The following is a 15,139-nucleotide window of genomic DNA, read 5'->3' as shown; positions in this document are numbered from 1 at the left end:
AAAGGCGCGCCCCGGTTCCTGTTGAAGGAACCGGGGCGCGCCTTTGCTGTCGAAGGCCGTTGACCTAGAAACCGGCGATAGTGCCGGGTCCATTGACTGCCACCACATGGAAGGCTTCCGCGGAGCGGCCCGCGGGCAGGCCGGCCCGGGCGGCGTTAACCTGCATCCCCTGGCGGACGGTGGCCTCCATGGCGGCAACATCCGGGTGCTGGCTGACATGCACGTGGATGGCGGCGAGCTTGGCGTCCACGTGCCCCGAGACGTCCACGAAGTGGTTTTCCCGCTCCTCCGGCCCGGCATACAGCCAGAGCCACGGCAGCTTGTAGGCTTCCAGGCCTGCCGCTGCCAGTTCCGGGTAGGCAAAGGGATTTTCCAGCGCCGGATAGACCGCCCGGGTCACCGCTTCACCCACGGCCAGGTGGTCGGGGTGGCTTTTCTGGATCCGCTGCCAGTTCCGCTCCGGATGCATGGCAAGGACGACGTCGGGCCGGATTTTCCGGATCAGGCGCACCACGTCCCGCATCACCTCGTGTGACGGTTCCAGGTACCCGTCCCGCTGGTGGAGATAGTGGATGTCGGTGACGCCTACGAGTTCGGCGGCGCGGCGCTGTTCGGCGTCGCGCATGGCGATGATGTCGGCACGGTGCGCGGGGTCGAAGCCGCCCGCGTCGCCGTCAGTCATGATGCAGTAGCTGACTTCGACGCCTGCCGCAGTCCAGCCGGCGACGGTGCCCGCGGCGCCAAAATCGATATCGTCAGGGTGGGCCGCGAAACAGAGCACCCGCCCAACCCGGTGCGTCTCCGGGTTGAACGGGCTCCGTGCCTTCGGGAGGGAGGCTGTCAAGGAGTCAGCCTTTTCGCTTCTTGATTTCGGCCGTGGCCTGCGGCAGGACCTCAAAGACGTCACCAACGATGCCGAAATCCGCGATCTCGAAGACCGGGGACTCAGCGTCCTTGTTGATGGCGACGATGACCTTGGACGTCTGCATTCCGGCCTTCTGCTGGATGGCGCCTGAGATGCCTGCGGAGATGTACAGCTGCGGCGACACCGTCTTGCCGGTCTGCCCCACCTGCGCGTCGTGGCTGATCCAGCCGGCGTCCGTGGCGGCGCGGGACGCGCCGACCGCTGCGCCGAGGGCATCGGCCAGTTCTTCGACGGGACCAAAGTCGCCGTCCATGCCGCGTCCGCCGGCCACGACGATCCGGGCATCGGTCAGGTCCGGGCGGCCGCTGGCCACCTTCTGCTCCCGCGCGGTGATGCGGGCCGCCGCGGCCACGGCGGGGACCTCCACGGTGCCGGTCGCCGGGGTGCTGGCTGCCGGAGCAGGTTCCGGGGTGATGTTGTTGGCCTTGAGGGTCAGCACGGAAACCGGCGTCGTGGCCTTGCAGGACGTGGTGTAGGAGCCGGCCAGGACGGACTTGTGCGCCGTGCCGTCCGCGTCCACCGCGACGACATCGGTGATGACGCCGGCATTCAACCGGATGCCCAGCCGCGCGGCGATTTCCTTGCCCTCCGGTGAGTTGTCCAGCAGCACGATGCCGGCGCCGGTGCTTTCCGCCGCTGCGGCCAGGTAGGCTGCCTTCGGCGCCACCAGGAAGTCATCCAGGTCCTGGCCCGACGGACGCAGGATGCCGGCCACTCCGTACTCGGCGAAGGTGGCCGCGACGGCGTCGGACAGGTCCCCGTTAAGGGCGACGGTGCTCTCGCCCAGGGAACGGGCCAGTGTCAGCAGCTCCAGGCTGCTCTTCTTCAGTGCTGCGCCGGGGTTGTCGATGAATACGAGTACTTTTGCCATGTCGGTGTCCCTCTTAGAGCAGCTTCTGGGCGGCCAGGAAGTCAACCAGCTTGATGCCTGCGTCGCCTTCGTCGGTGATGATGGTGCCTGCAGTCCTGGGCGGTCGCTGTTCCGCGCTGGTCACGGTGGTCCAGGAACCGGCGAAGCCCACGTGGGAAGGGTCCACACCGATGTCGGCCAGCGACAGGGTGGTGATGCTCTTCCGCTTGGCAGCAATGATGCCCTTGAAATTGGGGTACCGGGGCTCGTTGATCTGGTCCGTGACGGACACAACGGCGGGCAGCGGGGCCTCCACCGTCTCCGAGTAAGTATCGGCGTCGCGGCGGGCCGTCAGCCGGCCGCCGTCCACCTGCAGGGTGGAAGCGAAGGTCACCTGCGGCAGTCCCAGCCGCTCCGCCAGCTGCGCGGGGACGAGCGAGGTTTCACCATCCGTGGACGCCATGCCGGTGATGACCAGGTCCACATCCCCCAGGTGCCGGACGGCTGCCGCAAGGGCCAGGGAGGTGGCCGCGGCGTCCGAACCGGCCAGGGCGTCGTCGGTCAGGTGGACTCCCTCGGTGGCCCCCATCTGCAGCGACTTCTTCACGGCGTTCACGGCGCCGGCGGGGCCCATGCTGAGGGCGATGACCTGGTTGCCCGCCTTGCCTCCGCCCCGTGCCTCTGCCAGCTGGAGGGCAGCCTCCAGGGCGTATTCGTCAAGCTCGGACAGAATGCTCTCGTCGCGGTCCGTGGTATGGCCCTCGCCGTTGAGGTGGCGGTCGAACTGGGCGTCCGGTACATGTTTGACCAGGACTACGATCTTCAATGTCTCTTCCACTGTGTTTACAGCAGCCTTCCATGCTTGTGGACAGCCAGCCGGGTGGGCATGGCCGCGGAATGCCCGGCAGGCGGGTAGCTCCTAGCTAACCATATCGGCGAGCGCCTGCGCCCTCTTCCGTTAACGCCTGTTTCAGGGCCGCCCGGAATGCGTGACGACGGCGGTGCCCCCTTGGGTGGGGACACCGCCGTCGTCAAGCGTTGCAGGCTGCTTGTCCGGTCGCGTCAGCTGGCAGCGGCACCCAGCGTGACGTCGAAGGTCTGCTCCTTGCCGCCGCGCTGCACCGTGATCTTGACGCTGGAGCCTGCGGGCTGTTCGCGGACGGCAGCGGTCAGCTGGTTGGGTTCGCCGATGGTGAGGTCGTTGAACTTGGTGATGACGTCACCGACCTTGATTCCAGCTTTTCCGGCAGCAGAGTTGGGGTCAACCGTCGCCACGTCGGCGCCCACCGAGAACTCGGAGGAGGCTCCCGACGAGGCCTTGGCCTTGACGCTGACGCCCAGCTGGCCGTGCGAGGCCTTGCCGCTGTTGATCAGTTCCTGGGCCACCCGTTTGGCGTTGTTGATGGGGATACTGAAGCCGACGCCGATGTTGCCGCTCTGCGACGTTGATGTCCCGGAACCGGCGGAAGCGATCGCAACGTTGACGCCGATGATCTCGCCCTTGGTGTTCACCAGGGCGCCGCCGGAGTTGCCGGGGTTGATGGCCGCGTCAGTCTGGATCACGTTGATGGCGATGGACCCCTCGCCCGTGTTCTGCTGGCTCTGCCCGCCGCCGGGAGGGGCGAACTGGAAGCCCTGGTCACCGCCCTGGCTGTTGTCGCCGCCCTTCGGCGCGGCGGAGGAGGCCACGCTGATGGTCCTGTTGAGGGTGGAGACGATGCCGTCGGTGACCGTACCGGTGAGGCCCAGCGGGGACCCGATGGCGATGGCTGTATCCCCGACGTTGAGCTTGGAGGAGTCTCCAAGGGTGGCAGGGGTCAGGCCCGAGGTGTCGTCCACCTTGATGACCGCGAGGTCTGACAACGGGTCGGTGCCCACCAGTTTTGCGGGCAGGACCTTTCCGTCGCTGGTGCGGATTTCAAGGGTGGCGTTGGCGGTCTGGCCGTCGAGGGTCACCACGTGCGTGTTGGTCAGGATGTGTCCCTGGTCATCGAGGACAATGCCTGAGCCCGTACCGCCGGAGCTGCCGCTGGTGGCGCTGATGGTCACGACGCTCGGCGAAGCCTTCACGGCGGCCGCGGTGATTGAATTGACGTCGTCCTTGTTGTTGACGATGACCGTGCCCGGCTGGCTGTTGCTGCCCACGGTGGATGCGCTGGACCCGGTGTTCCCGAACAGTTCGCCGGCGCCAACGGTTGCCACTCCGCCGCCCACCAGGCCTGCTGCCAGGATGCTCGCCACCAGGGTTCCGACGCCGAAGCTTGCCTTCCGGCGCGGCGCATCCTTGGGGTTGGGGGCCAGGCCGACGTTGCCGGTGGGGGTGCCGTGGCCGGCACCGCCGTAGATGGATTGGCCGTTCTGGTGCTGCTGGCCGTAGTTCCCGGACTGGCCGTAGAACGGCTGGCGCTGCGGATACTCGGGACGCGGGGAGCCCGGCATTTCCCGGGTATGGTCCTGGTCATGGGGCTGCGGGCGGTCCAGCCGCTCCGTGGGGTTGTGTGGCTGGTCGCCGGCAGTGCCGCCGCGTCCCTGTTCCGGGCTGCGGACGCCGTTCCCAAACTGAGATGCCGCCTGGCGGTCTCCGGGCTGCTGCGGGTCCTGCTGCTGCCAGGGGTTCCGGCTGCCCGCGTGGTTGTCCTCCGGGACCGGTCCTGGGGTTTGATTCTCAGTCATGGGACTTCCTTTCATCCTCGTCTGCCTTTAACTATGACCGGTCCCGCTGGAACAAGCTCGGATGTTTGCTGAGAGCTTCCTGAACGCTTTGGGAACGCCGGGGCGCCGGGCGGACCGTTTCGCTGGGGGCATATTCGGCGCCGTGGACGGCCCGTGGGGTGCACCATAGAATCAAGATGAATTGCCACAGCGACCTGCGGCTTCACACCAAGCGTGGGGGCGCTGCTGGATTCGACGACTGATTCGTCCCGAATCGGTGTCAGGCGTGCTGAAGGGTTGCACATGCGGTCAAAGTTCAAACGTATCCTCGCCGTGATCGGCCTTGCCGGGCTGCTGGCGGTACCCGCCGGCGCGGCCTGGGCCGAAGACCCGGTCACCATTCCCTCCGGGACCAACATTGTTGACAACGCAAACGTGTTGGGCAGCCGGAAGGGCGAAGTCCAGGATGCCATCCAGAAGCTGTTGAAGGACCACAAGTACAACCTGTACGTGGTAACGGTGAAGTCGTTCGAGAACCCCAGCGATCCCGCCGCCTGGTCCAATGCCGTCGCGCAGGCAAAGGGCATGGGCAAGGCAGACGTGATCCTGGCAATCGCGACGGACCAGGGCAAGTACTACTTCTCCCCCAACTCCGCCAGTGCCATCTATTCCAAGCGCAGCAACATCACGCAGAACGCCATCGTGGCCAATCTTGCCGGCGGCAAGAAGGACTTCGCGCAAGCTGCCATCGATACCGCGTCAGCCGTTGGTGACGCCGCGGGTGGAGGCAGTGGCAATGTGTCATCGGGTGCCGGGGCAGGGGCCGGAGTCCTGGTTGGTGCCGGCGTGGTGGTGGCCGGCGGCGGTGCATACCTGTACTACCGGAACCGGCGGAAGAAGGCTGCTGCCGGCCAGGCCGCTTCCAGTGGAAGCTACGGTCCCCAGGGCGCCGAACTGGACCCGCTGGCATCGCTCAGCGTCGAGGAGCTCCGCCGGAAGAGCGGTTCCCTGCTGATCGAGGCCGATGACGCCATCAAATCCAGCGAACAGGAACTTGGTTTCGCGCAGGCACAGTACGGTGACGCCGCCGTCGGGAATTTCACCAAGGCACTGGCCGAAGCGAAGGCCCATATGACCGAGTCCTTCAAGCTGCAGCAGCAACTGGACGACCATATTCCGGACACCGAAGAGCAGCAGCGCACCTGGCTCGGCGAGATCATCCGCCGGTCCGAGGCCGCATTGGCATCCCTCCAGGAGCAGAAGGCGGACTTCGACTCCCTCCGTGAACTGGAGAAGAACGCTCCGCAGGCCCTTGCGGCGGTCAACGCCGGGGCCCGCGAAGCCGATGCCAAGATTGCCAGTGCCGAGCAGTCGCTGGCCGGGATGCGCTCCAAGTACGCGGACAGCGCCCTGAGCCAGGTCGCTGACAACATCGTCCAGGCCAAGGAACGGCTTGCCTTTGTGCAGAACGCTTCCCAGACGGCCCAACAGAAGCTTGGCGAGGGCGAGGCAAGCCTTGCCGCCGTTGCCGTGCGCGCCGCTGAGGAGAGCCTGCACCAGACCAACGTCCTCCTCGACGCCATCTCCAAAGTGGCAGCCAACCTCGATGAAGCCCGGAACGGCCTGGAAACGGCAGTCGTGGACACGTCGCAGGACCTGGCCCAGGCAAAAGCCATGATCCAGTCCGGGGCACACGCCGAGCTTGCCGGGCCGGTCGCGGCGGTGGAAGCCGCCCTGGCACAGGTCAAATCCGAAATCCAGGGTGGAAAGATCGACCCCATCGCCACGCTCCAACGGGTTGAAACAGCCCACCAGTCACTGGACCAGGCTTTGACCGGGATCCGCGACCAGCAGGAGCAGGCCCGGCGCGCGCAGGCGTCCCTGCAGCAAACCATCATGTCGGCACAGGCACAGATCAGCGCGACGTCCGACTACATCACGGCCCGCCGTGGCGGGGTGGGCACGGAGGCACGGACCCGGCTGGCCGAGTCCCAGCGCAACCTCGACTATGCCCTGTCGATCGCCCGCACCGATCCTGTCACCGCGCTCACCTATGCGCAGCAGGCCCATGCCCTGGCGGCGCAGGCGGCACAGCTGGCGCAGGCCGATGTGGAGCACTTCGACGGCTATGCCAACCAGGGCTTCGACCGGGGCGGCATGTTTGGCGGAGGCGGGGGTGGCGGCCTTGGTGGAGCCATCCTCGGCGGCATCCTGATCAACTCGATCCTCAACGGCGGCCACGGCGGCTGGGGCGGCGGAGGCGGCGGAGGCGGCTGGGGCGACGGCGGCGGCGGAGGCTTCGGCGGCGGGGACGGCGGCTTCGGAGGCGGGGACTTCGGCGGCGGAGACTCCGGCAGCTTCTAGAGACTTCCGCCGGACGCCGGCAGATCCCGGCGGGCGGACAGACGCAGTACACCACTGTGCACCGGTTCCAGTGGTCAACACAGAGCAGGACGAAAGGCAAACACCATGGTTAAGCAGTCCATTTTCGGCCGCATCGCGCAGCTGGCAAAGGCGAACATCAACTCCTTGCTGGACAACGCGGAGGACCCGCAGAAGATGCTGGACCAGATGGTCCGCGACTACACCAACAACATCGCCGAAGCGGAATCCGCCGTGGCGCAGACCATCGGCAACCTCCGGATGCTGGAAGACGACTACAACGAAGACGTCAAGAATGCCCGGGACTGGGGAAACAAGGCTCTTGCCGCGTCCCGAAAGGCTGACGAGTTCCGTGCGGCCGGCGATGTAGCGGACGCCGAGAAATTCGACAACCTGGCAAAGGTGGCGCTGCAGCGCCAGATGGCTGCCGAAAACGAAGCCAAGGGTGCCGAGCCGAGCATTGCCTCCCAGCGCGAAGTGGTCGAAAAGCTGAAATCCGGCCTGGACCAGATGAAGAACAAGCTCAACCAGCTCACCAGCAAGCGCAACGAACTGGTGGCCCGGTCCAAGACGGCGGCGGCACAGTCCCAGGTGCACGATGCCATCAAGAGCATCGACATCATGGACCCCACCAGCGAAGTGGGCCGCTTCGAGGAAAAGATCCGCCGCGAGGAAGCCAAGGTCCGCGGCCAGCAGGAACTGGCAGCATCCAGCCTGGATGCCCAGTTCAACCAGTTGGAAGACCTGGGCGAGCAGACGGAAATCGAGGCCCGGCTGGCAGCCCTGAAGGCAGGAAACTCCAAGCCGGCGCTTGGCGCAGCCAACCCGGCAGGCGCCGAATCAACGGTTGAAGAAGCCGACTTCGACAAACTCTAAGGGCAACCCCGATCGCAGGGGGCAAAACGGCAATGGCCGGGACCGTGGTCCCGGCCATTGGCGTTTCCACAGTGTGTAGCGTGGTGCCATGACGTCTTCCGAAGGAACTTCCCTGGTCTGGCTGCGAGATGATTTGCGGCTGGATGACAACCCGGCCCTTGCCGAGGCCGCCCACCGCGGGGAGCCGGTGACCGTGGTCTACGTCCTGGACGAGGAGTCCGACGGCGTGCGGCCGCTCGGCGGGGCCGCCCGCTGGTGGCTGCACCATTCGCTGGCCGCGCTGTCCGCGGACCTCGAAAGCAAGGGATCACGGCTCGTGCTCCGCCGGGGGCCCGCCGACGAGACCATCAGGAAGCTTGCCCGCCAGACCAACGCCAGCCACATCTTCTGGAACCGGCGGTATGCCCAGCCGGAGCGGACCATAGACGCCGGCCTCAAGGATTGGGCCGGCAGCAACGGGATCCAGGCCTCCAGTTTCCAGGCGAACCTCCTGTTTGAGCCCTGGACAATCCGCACCGGCGCGGGTGGCCCCTACAAGGTGTACTCCCCCTTCTGGCGGGCCTGCCTTGCCTCCCATGAGATCCGGGACCCCCTGGAGGCCCCAACGGAACTGCCGGAACCTGCACATTCGGGCCGGGGGCTACCCGCCACCGACACACTCGGCGGCTGGAACCTGCTGCCCAGTTCCCCCGACTGGAGCGGCGGCCTGGCCGAAGCCTGGGAACCGGGGGAACACGGCGCTGCCCGCCGCCTCGAGGACTTCCTGGACGGACCCATTGAGGAATACGGCACCGGCCGGAACCTGCCGGGCACGGAGGGAACCAGCAGGCTGTCGCCGCACCTGCGCTTCGGCGAGGTCAGTCCGTTCCGGGTGTGGCGCGAGATCCGGCGGCGCCACCCGGGAAAGATTCCCGCCGACGTCGGTACCTTCCAGTCCGAACTGGGCTGGCGCGAATTCAACTGGCACCTCCTCTACCACAACCCCGATTTGGCTACCCGAAACTTCCGGCCCGCCTTCGATAACTTCCCCTGGGCCTCATTAAGCCGGAAGGAACTGGCGGCATGGCAGCAGGGAAACACCGGATACCCCCTGGTGGATGCAGGCATGCGGCAACTGTGGCAGACAGGCTGGATGCACAACCGGGTCCGGATGGCCGCAGCCTCGTTCCTTGTGAAGAACCTGCTGGCTGACTGGCGGATCGGGGAGGAATGGTTCTGGGACACGCTGGTGGATGCAGACGCCGCCAACAACCCGGCGAACTGGCAGTGGGTGGCCGGGTCCGGGGCGGACGCCTCCCCCTACTACCGGATCTTCAACCCGGTGACCCAGAGCAGGAAGTTCGACGCCGGCGGCAGCTACCTGAAGGCCTTCATTCCGGAGCTCAGAACTCTTCAGGGCAAGCAGATCCATGAGCCCTGGGAGGCCACGACGGATGGCTACCCGAAGCCGCTCGTGGACCTGCCGGAGTCCCGGGAACGGGCACTTGAGGCGTACCAGAAGATCAAGGAAGCCTAAGCATCCCTTGCCGGCCCGAAAGCCGCCTGCACCCCTTCGGTCAGCGGCTGACCTTGCCCATCAGGGACGCAATGGGCCGCAGGAAGATCGGACGGGCAAGGAACCAGGCTGCCACCATGACCGCCACGGAGGCGAGGAACACCCAGAAGCCAAACCAGCCGTCGTCGTCCCGGACACCGTACATGTGGTTAAGGTTCCGCAGCGCACCGGTGGTGAGCACCAGGAAGACGTGGACCGCGATGAAGGCCACAAAGTAGATCATCACCGGGAAGTGGACGGCGCGGGCCCATTCGATCGGGTAGGCCTTGTTCAGTCCTGCGGCCTTTTTCGGCCAGGCGGAGGACATCCTCACCCCCGTGATGAAGGCAAGCGGGGCAGCGATGAAGACGGTGACGAAGTATGCCAGGAGCTGCAGCGCGTTGTAGTTGATCCAGCCATCCTCCGTGGGCCAGTCCAGCGAGGCGTACTGGAGGGCGGCCGACAGTGCGTTGGGGAAGATGTCCCAGCTGGTGGGGACAATGCGCATCCACTGTCCGGTGGCAAAGATCAGGACCGCGAAGACGAGCCCGTTGATAATCCAGAGGGCGTCAAGGGTCAGGTGGAACCAGAGCTCAAGGGTAATCTTCGTAGGCGGATTTTTGGTCTTGACCAAGCCTTTGTTGTTCCTGGTCCAGTGTCCGCTGGGCTTTGTGGTGGTGCGCACCTGCCACCCCGTGCGGATGATCAGGAGCAGGAAGAAGGCGTTCAGGAAGTGCTGCCAGGCCAGCCAGGCGGGGAATCCGACCGGAGCGTTGTCCGGCAGTTCGGATTGTCCCGGGTAGTCAGCGACAAAGGATGCCACGGCCGGGAGCCCCATGAGGAGCTTCGCAAGCAGGACCACCAGGACCACTGCCACGAGGACGGCCGGAACCACCCAGTAGAGCCGTGACCGCTTACCCGTCGCGGCGGCGGGCTTTTTCGTGGGTGTGGCCATGGGACAACGTACCTCTCAGGAATGACGGGGGCTCACCGCACATCGCGGACCCTTCGAAAGAGAATACTAGGAACACCGGTCATCCAAGGAAAAACAAAACCCCGGCCGGCGTAACTGCCGGTCGGGGCCTTCATAAGTTGCGGGGACAGGATTTGAACCTGTGACCTCTGGGTTATGAGCCCAGCGAGCTACCGAACTGCTCCACCCCGCGTCGCTTGATCAACACTACCCTATTTTCCCGACTCCCCCGACCAGTCCCCGGGCGCGGCGGCGGTGGCACGGCCGGCCGCTGCCGGGCAAAGCAAAAGGCCCGGACACTGTTTCCAGTGTCCGGGCCTTTCCTCAGTTGCGGGGACAGGATTTGAACCTGTGACCTCTGGGTTATGAGCCCAGCGAGCTACCGAACTGCTCCACCCCGCGTCGCAAGAACTACTTTACCGGGAGGTGAACCACAGGCCAAATCGGAGCGGCGTGACGTCCGTTACGCCGGCCCGGCACCCGGTCCACGAAGGGTCCGGATGCCGGGCCGCCGCCGTCGTCCTACTTGCCTTCCGAGGGCGACGGCGAAGCCGACGGGGAGGACGATGCCGCCGGGGCCGGGCTGGCCTCCGGAGCGGTGACCGGAATCTTGGCCTCCGCGTCCATGGCCTTCTTCAGCGCCGCCGCAACCCTCTTCTGCGCGTCACCGTACGCGGCGAAATCGCCGGCGGAAAGCGCCGTCTGGCCTGCCTGGATGGCCGAGTTTGCCTCGTCCAGGGCTGCTTTCAGCTGTGCCTTGGCATCCGCTTCCGCAGGTGTTGCCGGCGCTGCCGGACCGGCCGGCGTCTGTCCGTTGTTGGCCGAGTCACCTGCCGCTGCACCCGAATCCCCGCCAAAGAGCTGCTTGAGGGCGGCATCGAGCGTCGGCGCGAAGCCCACCTTGTCACCGAAGGCCACCAGTACGCGCTGCAGGGTGGGGTACGACGTCTCACCGGTGGACTTGAGGTAGACCGGCTGGACGTAGAGGATGCCGCCGCCCACGGGCAACGTGAGCAGGTTGCCGTTCAGGACGTCCGAGGCGCCCTGCCGCAGCAGGTTGAGCGCCTGCGACACGGTGGGGTCGGAGTTGAACTTGTTCTGCGCCTGGCCAGGGCCGGGAACCTGGGTTTCCGGCGGAATCTGGAGCAGCCGGAGCTTGCCGTAGCCGTCGGCCTTCACGCCTGCCTGGCTCCCGGCGTCCGAATCCGCGGCCAGGAAGCCGTAAAGGACGTTGCGGGCGTTTCCATTGACGATCTGCGGGATGAACGACGAGGTCAGCTGGAATGCCGGTTTCTCCTGGTCGGGCATCTGCAGTGACATGTAGAACGGCGGCTGCTTCACGTCGGTGTCCACGGTGGGATCGGCGGGCACGCTCCACGCGTCGTTGTTCTTGTAGAAGCTGATGGGGTCGGTCACGTGGTACTGGCCCAGCAGCTCACGCTGTACCTTGAACAGGTCCTCCGGGTAGCGCACGTGGCTCATCACGGCACCGGACATCTCAGAGTACGGCTTCAGCGATGACGGGAAGACCTTCTGCCAGGCCTTCAGGACGGGGTCGGTGTCGTCCCAGGCGTACAGCGTGACGGAACCGTCGTAGGCATCCACCGTCGCCTTGACCGAGTTGCGGATGTAGTTCACGGTGCTGTTGGGCAGGGCCACTGCCCGGCCGGAACTCGTTTGGGAGTCGGTGGTGGCATCCGAGAGCTGCTTCTGCTGCGAGTACGGGTAGTACTGGCTGGTGGTGTAGCCGTCCACGATCCACTTGACCCGCCCGTCCACCAGCGCGGGGTAGGCTCCGCCGTCAACCGTCAGGTACGGGGCCACTTTCTGGACACGCTCCCGGGGACTGCGGTCGTACAGGATCTGCGACTCCGGGTTCACGCCGTCCGAGAGCAACAGATCCGAGGACTGGAACTTGATGGCGTAAAGGACCTTGTTGAAGAAGGAGCCGACGTTCGGGCCGCCGTTGCCCTTGAACGTGTACTGGGTTTCACCCTCCCCTTCCTTGCCGGAGGGGCGGTCCTGCTCACGGGGGGTGGCGCCGTCGGGGGCACCCACGATGGAATACTCGGGCGAGGATTCGCCGAAGTAGATCCGGGGTTCGTAGGTGGTGTCGTTGCCGAGCACGCCGGTGGACGGGATACCGGACTGCAGGAACTCCGGCTTGCCGTCCACGGTGAACTTGTTGCCCTTGGCGGCGACAACACCGTAGCCGTGGGTGTACACCACGTGCTGGTTCAGCCAGCCCTGCTGGTTGGTTGCCACGTTGGTGGGGTTCAGCTCGCGGACCGCGATCACGGTGTCCTGGATCTTGCCGTCCACCTCGTAGCGGTCAACATTGAGTGCCTTGGGGAACTGGTAGTACGGCCTGTACTGTTCCAGCTGCGCAAAGGCGTCGGAAATCAGGTTCGGGTCCAGGAGCCGGATGTTGGCCGTGGTCTGCGCGTCCGGTGCGAGGGCGCCGGTGTTGGCCGTGTTGGTGGCGTCATACCGGGTCTCCTGGACGCCGTCCAGGCCGTACGCCCGGCGGGTGTTGTCGATGTTGCGCTGGATGTACTCCTTTTCCAGCGTCTGCTCGGACGGGCGGACCTGGAACTGCTGGATCACCCAGGGATACACTCCCCCGGCCAGGATGGAGGTGATGATCAGCATGGCCGTGCCGATGACGGGCAGGCGCCAGCGGCCGATGACGGCGGCAACGATGAACAGGATCGCCACCAGGACGGCGGCGACGGCGAGGATGGCCTTGGTGGGGATGACCGCGTTGACGTCGGTGTACAGCGCACCGGCCCAGCGGCCGCCGTTGCTTTGCACGGAGGAGTAGCGGTCAAGCCAGAAGTTGATGCCGAGCAGGACCAGGAAGGCCGCGCCCGTCACTGCGATGTGGATCTGCGCTGCGCGGCTGGTGAAGACGCCGCGTTCCATCAGCCGGATGCTGCCGTACAGGTAGTGCGTGAGGATGCCGGCGATGCCTGCGATCACCACCACGCTGATCAGGAACCCGGTGACAAACCCCAGGAAGGGCAGGGTCATCAGGTAGAAGCTGATGTCCATGTTGAACTGCGGATCGGTTTGCCCGAAGCCCACCTGGTTGAAGAAAAGCAGGACCTTCTGCCACTGGCTGGCTGCCGCGCTGCCCGCGAACAGGCCGAAGAGGACCGGCAGGCCCACCATGACGATCCGGCGGACAGGCTCCAGCTGTGCCTGGTAGCGGTTGAGGTTGTCCCGGATCTCAGAGTCCGGGGCGTAGACCGGACGGGAGTTGTAGGCGATGCGGATGGAAAAGAAGACCGCCGCGAACATGAGCGCGAAGCCTGCAACGAACGTGGCGATCTTGGCCAGGTTTTCGGTGACGAAGACCTCGATGAAGCCCAGCTGCCGGTACCAGAGGACGTCGGTCCAGACGTTCGCGAAGAAGATGAAGCCCACAACCACCAGGGCCACGACGATCAGGGTTGGCGTCAGGGCGCCGCGTCGTGATGGTGGTCTGCCGGTGGACATGGTGCTGGCGGGTCGGGACAAACTGGGTACCTCATAGCTGGTCGTCGAGATTCGAAGCATGCGAGCGACGTACGGTACCGGTCAAACGGCTGGTTTCGTCCGTCATCTGTGCCACGACTGGCGGTAAAGCTTAGTTCCTGTCGAGTCTAGTTGGGCCCAGTCTAGTTGGGCCCGGCTTAGTTGCCCGCGCAGGCCGGAAGTCCGGAAGTGTCCTGTCCGCTGCCGGCCAGTTCCACCGCGTGCCGGGCCTCCGACAGGTTCTGCACCCGGACCACCTGCAGGCCGTCGGGAACGTGGCCCGCCACCTCATCGCAGTTGGCGGCTGGCGCCAGGAAGAGGGTGGCTCCTGACGAACGGGCGCCGCGCATCTTCTGGCCTATGCCGCCAATGGGCCCCACCGAACCGTCCGGGGAGATGGTGCCGGTGCCCGCAATATGCTTGCCGCCGGTGAGGTCCCCCGGAGTGACGGTGTCGATAATCCCCAGCGAAAACATCAGCCCGGCGCTGGGGCCGCCCACCTTGTCCAGCGAGATTTGCACCTGGAAAGGGAAACTGAAGAGGTACTTCAGCATGACGCCGAGGATGAAGCGGCCCTGGCCGTTGTCCTTGGGCGTGATCTCCACCGTGACCGGCTGGCCCGCGCGTTCAACCGTCACGGAAACCGGGGCACCCTTGCCCGCGGCAAGTTCATCCTGGATCACGCTAAGCGCGGTGATCTCCTTGCCGTTGATGGATTTGAGGATGTCGCCCTGCTGGATCTTCCCGGCGGACGCGGAGTCCTTGGACAGGTCCGCCGCCTGGAGCTGCTGCCCGAAGGGAATCCGAAGTTCATTCAGGGCGGAGGCCACCGCGTTCTCCTGGGACGTGGCCATGGCCACGGCGCTCTGTTCCTGCGCCTCTTCCTTGGTGGTGCCCGTGGGATAGATCAGTTCCACGGGGTACACGGCCTTGGACCCGTCCAGCCAGGCGGAGAAGGCGTTGAGGATACTGACCTGGCCGGTAGGGCCGCCGTCGACATACACCGTGGTCAGGTCGAGGTTCCCCTTAGCCGGATACGTCTCGTGGCCGCTCACGTTGATAACGGGATGGCCTTGGCTGTCCCCCAGCGTGTTGTAGGTGGGCCCCGGCGATTCAATGACGTACGGCACCGGCAGGGTGCCGACGGCGATTCCCAGCCCGAGCGCCGCCAGCCCGGCAACCATCATGGTGGAAAGCCGCCTTCCCCGGCGGCCGCCGTCGTCCGTTGCGAAGCTGCTGTCTGCACCGTACGCAACGGCGTTGGGGACGGGGGAAAGATCGGGAACGTGGTCCTCGGAGGGATGGCCGCCACGGGTTGTAGTCACCCCACCAACAGTACGCGCTGGCGGCGCGGCGGGCCGCTTTGCCTAGAGCGAACGACGGCGGCGGACGGCAGACAGCCGACCCCTGCCGGGGTACCGTGAAGGT

The 15,139-nt window shown here is 65.7% G+C and carries 10 protein-coding genes and 2 tRNA genes; 3 read left to right on the top strand and 9 right to left on the bottom strand.

Annotated features, from left to right (window positions below; genetic code table 11):
* Window positions 1–64 precede the first annotated feature (64 nt).
* The 4 genes from RM50_RS05185 to RM50_RS05170 form a co-directional block, all read right to left on the bottom strand.
* Entirely contained in the window at window positions 65–844 is a 780-nt protein-coding gene (locus RM50_RS05185) for a PIG-L deacetylase family protein (RefSeq protein WP_043450654.1), read from the bottom strand.
* A 4-nt stretch (window positions 845–848) separates the two neighbouring features.
* Window positions 849–1,796 carry an electron transfer flavoprotein subunit alpha/FixB family protein gene (locus tag RM50_RS05180; protein ID WP_043450653.1) on the bottom strand — a complete coding sequence of 316 codons (948 nt, stop codon included), beginning with the start codon at window positions 1,794–1,796 and terminating at the stop codon, window positions 849–851.
* 13 nt (window positions 1,797–1,809) lie between these two features.
* Window positions 1,810–2,601, bottom strand: a complete 792-nt coding sequence (locus RM50_RS05175; RefSeq protein ID WP_043450652.1) for an electron transfer flavoprotein subunit beta/FixA family protein — start codon at window positions 2,599–2,601, stop codon at window positions 1,810–1,812.
* A 236-nt stretch (window positions 2,602–2,837) separates the two neighbouring features.
* Window positions 2,838–4,448 (bottom strand): S1C family serine protease, encoded by a 1,611-nt coding sequence (locus RM50_RS05170; RefSeq protein WP_043450650.1) that lies wholly within the window; start codon window positions 4,446–4,448, stop codon window positions 2,838–2,840.
* A 282-nt stretch (window positions 4,449–4,730) separates the two neighbouring features.
* On the opposite strand from RM50_RS05170, the gene RM50_RS05165 reads away from it, so the two are divergent.
* From RM50_RS05165 to RM50_RS05155, 3 genes are all read left to right on the top strand, one after another.
* Window positions 4,731–6,791 (top strand): TPM domain-containing protein, encoded by a 2,061-nt coding sequence (locus RM50_RS05165; RefSeq protein WP_043450648.1) that lies wholly within the window; start codon window positions 4,731–4,733, stop codon window positions 6,789–6,791.
* A 105-nt stretch (window positions 6,792–6,896) separates the two neighbouring features.
* On the top strand, window positions 6,897–7,685 hold the full coding sequence (locus tag RM50_RS05160) for a PspA/IM30 family protein (RefSeq protein ID WP_043450647.1): 789 nt from the start codon (window positions 6,897–6,899) through the stop codon (window positions 7,683–7,685).
* Between the two features lie 88 nt (window positions 7,686–7,773).
* Window positions 7,774–9,201, top strand: coding sequence for a cryptochrome/photolyase family protein (locus tag RM50_RS05155; protein ID WP_043450645.1), 1,428 nt, complete (start codon window positions 7,774–7,776; stop codon window positions 9,199–9,201).
* Between the two features lie 40 nt (window positions 9,202–9,241).
* On the opposite strand, the gene RM50_RS05150 is transcribed toward RM50_RS05155, so the two are convergent.
* From RM50_RS05150 to RM50_RS05130, 5 genes are all read right to left on the bottom strand, one after another.
* Entirely contained in the window at window positions 9,242–10,174 is a 933-nt protein-coding gene (locus RM50_RS05150; protein ID WP_043450644.1) for a cytochrome b/b6 domain-containing protein, read from the bottom strand.
* 137 nt (window positions 10,175–10,311) lie between these two features.
* Window positions 10,312–10,385: transfer RNA gene (locus RM50_RS05145), tRNA-Met, on the bottom strand.
* Between the two features lie 135 nt (window positions 10,386–10,520).
* Window positions 10,521–10,594: transfer RNA gene (locus RM50_RS05140), tRNA-Met, on the bottom strand.
* 120 nt (window positions 10,595–10,714) lie between these two features.
* Window positions 10,715–13,693, bottom strand: coding sequence for a UPF0182 family membrane protein (locus tag RM50_RS05135; RefSeq protein WP_052259976.1), 2,979 nt, complete (start codon window positions 13,691–13,693; stop codon window positions 10,715–10,717).
* Window positions 13,694–13,869: 176 nt separating this feature from the next.
* Complete coding sequence (locus tag RM50_RS05130; RefSeq protein WP_043450742.1) at window positions 13,870–14,898, bottom strand: YlbL family protein; 1,029 nt, start codon at window positions 14,896–14,898, stop codon at window positions 13,870–13,872.
* Between the last annotated feature and the right edge of the window lie 241 nt (window positions 14,899–15,139).

Source organism: Pseudarthrobacter phenanthrenivorans (assembly GCF_000813845.1).
Taxonomy (GTDB): domain Bacteria; phylum Actinomycetota; class Actinomycetes; order Actinomycetales; family Micrococcaceae; genus Arthrobacter; species Arthrobacter phenanthrenivorans_B.
This window is presented reverse-complemented; position numbering and strand designations above follow the sequence as displayed.

Excerpts from the sequence above, each read along its gene's own strand:
- RM50_RS05180 (WP_043450653.1), bottom strand. The coding sequence starts at position 1,796 with ATGGCAAAAGTACTCGTATTCATCGACAACCCCGGCGCAGCACTGAAG.
- RM50_RS05170 (WP_043450650.1), bottom strand. The coding sequence starts at position 4,448 with ATGACTGAGAATCAAACCCCAGGACCGGTCCCGGAGGACAACCACGCG.
- RM50_RS05165 (WP_043450648.1), top strand. The coding sequence starts at position 4,731 with ATGCGGTCAAAGTTCAAACGTATCCTCGCCGTGATCGGCCTTGCCGGG.
- RM50_RS05160 (WP_043450647.1), top strand. The coding sequence starts at position 6,897 with ATGGTTAAGCAGTCCATTTTCGGCCGCATCGCGCAGCTGGCAAAGGCG.
- RM50_RS05155 (WP_043450645.1), top strand. The coding sequence starts at position 7,774 with ATGACGTCTTCCGAAGGAACTTCCCTGGTCTGGCTGCGAGATGATTTG.
- RM50_RS05150 (WP_043450644.1), bottom strand. The coding sequence starts at position 10,174 with ATGGCCACACCCACGAAAAAGCCCGCCGCCGCGACGGGTAAGCGGTCA.
- RM50_RS05135 (WP_052259976.1), bottom strand. The coding sequence starts at position 13,693 with ATGTCCACCGGCAGACCACCATCACGACGCGGCGCCCTGACGCCAACC.
- RM50_RS05130 (WP_043450742.1), bottom strand. The coding sequence starts at position 14,898 with ATGATGGTTGCCGGGCTGGCGGCGCTCGGGCTGGGAATCGCCGTCGGC.